Origin of the sequence: Streptomyces anandii JCM 4720 (assembly GCF_014650655.1) — a bacterium.
GTDB classification, from domain to species: Bacteria; Actinomycetota; Actinomycetes; order Streptomycetales; family Streptomycetaceae; genus Streptomyces; species Streptomyces anandii.
Genome location: NZ_BMVJ01000029.1, coordinates 38,365 through 44,605, shown reverse-complemented (window position 1 = coordinate 44,605; position 6,241 = coordinate 38,365). Strand labels below are relative to the sequence as shown.

The following is a 6,241-nucleotide window of genomic DNA, read 5'->3' as shown; positions in this document are numbered from 1 at the left end:
CCCGGTCCGCGACCAGTGGCTGGACTCCGCGAAGACCCGCAAGGCCGCCGTGCCCGGCGGCCAGGGCACGCTCTCGGCGGCCGGGGCGAGCTACGTGAAGGTGCCGTTCATGGAGTACTACGCCATCTTCACCGACACCTCCTCCGACGTGTCCTGGCTCGGCGAGCGGCCCTTCGACGCCGACAGCATCGAGCACACCGACACCTGGGACGTCGGGTCGGTCGGCGCCCCCTTCTGGGTGGTCGGCGCTCCCCAGGGCGCCACGGTCAAGAGCACCGGCAGCAACGCGCAGGCCAGCTGGACCACCACGGTCAAGGACAACTGGTACAGCGAACACGCCTACGACCAGGTCGCGTTCTACCCGCCCAACCAGGACGACTACTCCAACGTGTTCCGCATCAGCCACTCGGTCACCGGCACCTTCCAGTTCGGCTCGTCCTTCTACACCGTGACGACCCGCGCCCGGGCCTACAGCTGATGTCCGCGCCCGTACGGAAGGGGAGCGGGCGGCGGCCCGCGGCCGGTCCCCGCCCGGCCCGCTGGGCGCCGGCGGTCGCGGCCGCGGTGGCGTTGGCCGCGGGCTGCGCCCCGGCGGACCCGGGCGGCGCGCCCGCGCCCGCTCCGTCAGGGGACGGTTCCGTGCGGTCCGCCGCCCGCGTGGACGCCCGCGAGCTGCTGCGCGACTCCTGGGTGACCGACGGGCGGCGCGGCTGGTTCGTGGACGGCGCCGCATCCACCGCCCAGCCCCCGTTCTCGCTGTACGAGACCGCCTGGCGGCTGCGGCTGACGGCCCTGCACGCCGCCCGCCCCGCCGTCGACCACGAGCGGCTGCGGTTGTGGGTGCGGGCGGCCGAGCGGGGGCGGCTGGACTCGTCCGGGCTGCCGCCCGTCGCGCAGGTCGACCTGGCCGTGGACGCGCTGCTCACCTCGGGCGGCACGGCCGACCGCGCGGACGTGGGGCGGACGCTCGAGGCCCTGCGTCAGGGCGGCGGCTACCGCACCGCGCCCTCCGCGGCCCGTACGGACCCGGGCAGCACGGCGGTCGCGGTGCGCGTCCTGTCCCGGCTGGGCCTGCCCGTTCCCGAGCCGGTCCGGCAGGCCAACTCCGCTGCCCTGCAGGCGGTTCCGGTGCGCGAGGCGGCCACCGCGCCCGGCGAGGTGGTACCGGTGCTGCAGACCGCCGCCCTGCTCGGCGTGACCGGCGCCGACCGTACCCGCGCCGCCGCCCTCGCGACGGCGGCCGCACGCGCCCTGTCCGCCTACCCCGTCGAACCGGTCCGGCTCGCCTGGGAGGGCGCCCTGCGCGACGCGGCCCCCCGGCTCGGCGCGCGCCTGCCCGCCTTCCCGGCGGCCGCCTGCGACGGACATGTGCTCCCCGACGGCGGGATCGGCCTTCCCGGCGCCCGGCAGGGGGATCCGCAGGCAACGTACTGGGCACTGCGGCTCGGCTGTTCGGCCGTGCGCGTCCCCGCGGCCGGTGCCCACTCGCGGGCGGGCTGGCCCGCCGGGCAGACCGACCAGACGGCGCTGAGCGCGACCGCCGCCGCCCTGGCGCTGGCCCGCAGGACCGGCCAGAGCGCCGAGTTCGCCGGCCCGCTCGCCCGTCAGGTGCGCGAGGTGTGGCTGCCCCGTGAGCGGCGGCCCGCGCCGTACGACACCGCGCGGCTGGTCGACCGGGTCGACCTGCGCCTGGTGGCGCGGGCACTGGGTGGCGCCCTCGCCCGCGAGGTCGACCGCGGCCTGCCCGCGCCGTCCCTGCGCGGGGTGCGGGCCACGGACGACGCACGTCTGCTGCTGACCGCGCTCGACGCCGCAGACTCCCCGGCCGCACGGCGCACGATGTGCGCCACCGGCTCGCCCCTGCGCCCGGCCGGAGCGGCGGGCGGCGGCGCGTCGATCGTGCGCGCCGCCCGGCTCGCGGCCGCCGCGGACCTGTGCCACGACCCGGCCCTCGCCCGCCGCGCCCGGGCCGGGGCCGCCGCCGTACGCGCCGGCACCGCGCTCTACCGCAGCGGCACCGCGCTCTCCTTCGAGGCGTCGGTGATGGGTACCTGGATCGAACGCCCCCGCGCCGACGCCGTCACCGCCTGGACCCGCGCGGGCCTGTGCACCGGCGACCTCTGCGCGGAGACGCCCGCGCGACTCCGTACCGCCGACCACACCCCGCTGCGCACCCTCGCCGCCCTCATGGCGGCCCGCGCCGGCGACTACGGCGCGCTGTTCCCGGTGGCCTTCTGACGCACCGCACGACTTCGGGGCCCGTCCACCGGACGGGCCCCGAAGTCGTCTCGCCGTTGATGTCAGACCGGCAGCCGGGCCAGGTGACGGTCGAGGGCGGCTCCGTCCCGTACGCCGCCCCGGAAGGCGACGTACCCGTCCGGGCGCACCAGCAGCAGTGCGCCGGACGCGGCACCGAGCGCGGTGCGCGCGGCGCCGGACGGGTCGGCGACGGTGCCCGCGGGTCCGCGTCCGGCGGCGGTGACCGTGTGCACGGGGATCCCGGCCCGGCGGGCCGCCGCACCGGCCTCCTTGGCGGCGAGTTCGGCCGCCGCCGGGTCCGCCGGGTCCTCGGGGAACGCCAGCAGCGTCCACTCGCCCCGCCCCAGCAGCCGGAACAGCCGCCCCGTCCCCAGCGCGGCGTCCGGCACGCGGGCGCCCGGGCCGGGCCCTTCGCCGTCCGGCGCGGTGCCGGCGCTGAGCGGGCTGTCCGGGTAGGCGAGGGTCAGCCCGGTGTGCGCGGCCGTGCCGGTGGCCCCCGCGAGCCCCGCGCGCAGCCGCGCGAAGGGCGGCACGGGGCCCACGCCACCCCAGTACGTACGGGCGTTGCGCTCGGCCAGGGCCAGCGCGACGGGCCTGCGCTCGGCCTCGTAGCTGTCCAGCAGCCGGGCCGGCGCCCGGCCCCGCACCACCGCCGCCAGCTTCCAGCCGAGGTTGAAGGCGTCCTGGAGGCCGGTGTTCATGCCCTGCGCGGTCACCGGCATGACGGTGTGCGCGCTGTCCCCGGCGAGCAGGCACCGCCCTGTCCGGTACGTCCCCGCCACCGCGTTGTAGAGCCGCACCCGCCAGTTGAACCGGCCGTCGTGGAAGGCGAGACCGGGTACCCCGCTGACCCGGCGCACCGCGTCGAGCACCTCGGCCACGTCCGGGTCGCCGGTCCGCGCCCGGTCGGGGTCGGCCACGCCCGCGTAGAAGCGGTGCCGTCCGTCGGGCAGGGGAGCGGTGCCGAGCGAACCGGCCTCGCTCAGGAACAGATGGCAGTGCGCCGGATCGCCGGGCAGCGCACCCGTCCAGCGGGCGTCGATCTGGAGCAACTGGGTGCCGGGGCAGGGCTTCTTCTCCCAGCTCGCCCCGATCTGGTCGCGCACCGTGCTGTGCGGGCCCTGCGCGCCGACCACCCAGCCGGCCCGCACGGTCTCGGCACCGCCGTCGGCCCCGGTCAGCGTGACCGTCACGCGCGCCGGGCCCTGTTCGACGGCGACCGCGGTCAGGCCCCGCTCGACCCGCACCCCGAGCCCGGCCAGATGCCGGGTGAGCATCTCCTCCGTGCGCCGCTGCCCGATCAGCAGCGGCCGCGGATACGGCGTGCCGGGCTGGTCGGCGGGCCGCACCAGCGGGGGCAGTCCGGCGAAGTGGTGGGTGCGGTGGGTGTAGGGGACCCCGGAGTCCAGGTAGTCGCCGACCGGGAGGCCCATGAGGTCGAAGACCTCCAGGGTGCGCTGCCACACCGTGCAGGCCCGGGTGCCCGGGCGCGGCTCGGCGCGCCGGTCCACGACCCGTACCCCTACGCCCCTGCGGGCCAGTTCGATCGCGGTGCACAGGCCCACCGGGCCGGCACCGACCACCAGCACGTCCGGGTCGCTGTCCGTGGCGCCGCTCACGCACGCTCCCAGAACAGCAGCCAGTGGTGGGAGGGCAGCCGCGTCACGCCGGCGGGCCGCAGCCCGGCCTCGGCGGCGAGCGCGGTGAACTCCTCCAGGGTGCGCTCGCGGCCCTTGTTGAACACCAGCATCCGCAGGTCGTACTCGGTGTTGAGCCGCTTGCCCGTGTCCTCGGCCACCACCCGCTCCACCACGACCACCCTGCCGCCCTCGGCGAGCGCCTCGGCGCACCGGGCGAGGATCGCCACCGACTCCTTGTCGTCCCAGTCGTGCAGGATCTGGCTGAGCAGGTACACGTCGGCGCCGGTGGGCAGCGGGTCGAAGAAGGACCCCGCGACGACCTCGGTGCGGTCGGCGAGCCCGGCGGCGGCGAACCGATCGGTGCCGCCCTCGACCGTGCCGGGCAGGTCCACCAGCACCCCGTGCGCGTCGGGCGCGTGCCGCAGCACCGCCTCCAGCAGCGCCCCGGTGCCGCCGCCGACGTCGGCGATGCGGCGGGCCTCGTGCCAGGGGTGCGCCCGGGCCACCTCGGGGGCCAGGCGGCCCTGTACGGCGGCCATCTGGGCGTTGAAGGAGTCGGCGAGTTCGGGGTGGGCGGCCAGGTCGTCCCAGAACGGGGTGCCGAACACGGCGTCGTAGCCGGGCTCGCCGGTCCGCACCGCGTGCAGCAGCCCGCCGCACGCGGCCAGGTCGATCCGGCCGCTGGCGCCCTCCAGGTCCAGCCAGTGCCGCATGCGCGAGGGGTGGGTGTCGAGCAGCAGGCGCGAGGTGTCGCTCAGACCGTAGACACCGGGTTCGTCCTCGGTGAAGACGTCGCGGCAGGCCAGGAAGCGCATCAGCCGCCCCAGCGCGCTCTCGTCGGCCGAGGTCGCCCGGGCCAGCCCGGCCCGGGTACGGACGCCGGCCTCGATGTGGTCGGCGATGCGCAGCGTGGCCGCCACGCGTACGGCGATGGGGGTGAAGACGTCGACGAACGACGGGCGCCCGCCCGGCCCCCGGGGCGTCGGCTGCTGGGTGTGCTCCGTGTGCGTGTCGATGGCAATGCACCTCTTCCGTGTGCGCTGTCGGGCGAGTGCTCCCGCCGGGTGCTGTGCCTTGGCGGTGCGCCGATGGTCCTGACGACGCCTAGACGGGCGCTCAAGCGCGGGTGGCGGCGAGGGGTTGACTCCCGCGAGATGTCTCTCTAAATTAGAGATGCACGGAAACAGAGAAGCACTCAAAGCGAGAAGACGAAGAAGAGGAGCCGTCATGAACGCCACCCACGAGACCCGCGCCCGCTTCACCGACGCCGACGCCCGCGCCCTGCTGGCCGGCCTCGCCGCCCGCTGGGACGCCGGCGACGGCCACGGCTACGGCGAGCTGTTCGCCCCCGACGCCACCTACGTCCAGTTCAACGGCGTACTGCTGAACGGCCGTCAGGAGATCGCGGAGATGCACGACCTGATGTTCCGCACGATGCTCTACGGCACCCGCCTGATCGCCCACGACATCGAGAGCGTCCGCCAGGTCGGCGAGGACTGCGTGGTCGTGGTCTCCACCGGCGCCGCGCTCTACCCCTGGCAGAAGGAAGTCACGCCCAAGCGGTTGTCGAGGCAGACCCTGATCCTCGAGCGGCGGGACGGGCGCTGGCTGATCACCGGCTTCCAGAACAGCCGGATCAAGCCCTTCCCGACGAGCGGGCCGCTGTTCGAGGTGGCGAGCCGCGCCGTGCGGCTGCGCGTGGACCGCGCCCGGCGCTCCGCCTGAGCCCGCTCACCGGGCCGCGCCCGGCCGGGGCGCGCGCAGTTACGCTGGCCGGAACCCACCGGCAGAAAGGCAGCGCCACCATGCGACCGCACAGCGAAGAGGACCGCTCCATGGGCACACTCATGTCGCTGGCCACGGCCCTGCGGGTGCAGGCGGCCAGGACGGTCCTCTTCCAGGCGGCGGTGGCCCAGTCGATAGGGCTCAACGCCACCGACTTCAACTGCCTGAGCCTGCTCGACCTCGAAGGACCCATGACCCCCGGCCGGCTCGCCGAGCGCGCCGGACTGAGCCGGGGCGGCGCGATCACCACGGTCGTCGACCGGCTTCAGAAGGCCGGATTCGTACGCCGCAGGCCGGACGCCGGGGACCGGCGGCGGGTCATCGTCGAGACCGTGCCCGAGGCCTTCGCCGAACGCGTCGACACCGCCTTCGCCGACTTCCGCGCGGCGCTCGGCAAGCTCCTGTCCGAGCTCACCACCGAGCAGCAGGAACTCCTCCTCGACGTCACCAACCGCAGCAACGAGATCTTCCACACGGAAACCGTCCGCCTGCAGTCCCGTACCTGACGGCGCCCCCGGGCACCCCTGCTCCGCTCACCCCGCTCCACCGCGGCCCGA

General features: G+C 75.9%; 6 protein-coding genes. 4 read left to right on the top strand and 2 right to left on the bottom strand.

The genetic code is table 11. From position 1 onward, the window contains the following. Nucleotides 1-478, top strand: a 478-nt coding sequence (locus tag IE249_RS32245) for a hypothetical protein (protein WP_189710575.1), incomplete at its 5' end; no start/stop codon positions are given. A 161-nt stretch (nucleotides 479-639) separates the two neighbouring features. After that, on the top strand, nucleotides 640-2,238 hold the full coding sequence (locus tag IE249_RS32240; protein WP_189710573.1) for a hypothetical protein: 1,599 nt from the start codon (nucleotides 640-642) through the stop codon (nucleotides 2,236-2,238). 62 nt (nucleotides 2,239-2,300) lie between these two features. On the opposite strand, the gene IE249_RS32235 is transcribed toward IE249_RS32240, so the two are convergent. After that, entirely contained in the window at nucleotides 2,301-3,878 is a 1,578-nt protein-coding gene (locus IE249_RS32235; protein ID WP_189710571.1) for an FAD-dependent oxidoreductase, read from the bottom strand. Further along, nucleotides 3,875-4,819, bottom strand: a complete 945-nt coding sequence (locus tag IE249_RS32230; protein WP_229859736.1) for a methyltransferase — start codon at nucleotides 4,817-4,819, stop codon at nucleotides 3,875-3,877. Before IE249_RS32230 ends, IE249_RS32235 begins: the two co-directional genes overlap by 4 nt. Before the next feature lie 307 nt (nucleotides 4,820-5,126). Here IE249_RS32230 and IE249_RS32225 point away from each other — a divergent pair, with 307 nt between their 5' ends. After that, complete coding sequence (locus IE249_RS32225) at nucleotides 5,127-5,624, top strand: SgcJ/EcaC family oxidoreductase (RefSeq protein ID WP_189710569.1); 498 nt, start codon at nucleotides 5,127-5,129, stop codon at nucleotides 5,622-5,624. A 110-nt stretch (nucleotides 5,625-5,734) separates the two neighbouring features. After that, on the top strand, nucleotides 5,735-6,190 hold the full coding sequence (locus IE249_RS32220) for a MarR family winged helix-turn-helix transcriptional regulator (protein ID WP_229859729.1): 456 nt from the start codon (nucleotides 5,735-5,737) through the stop codon (nucleotides 6,188-6,190). The last annotated feature ends 51 nt before the right edge of the window (nucleotides 6,191-6,241 follow it).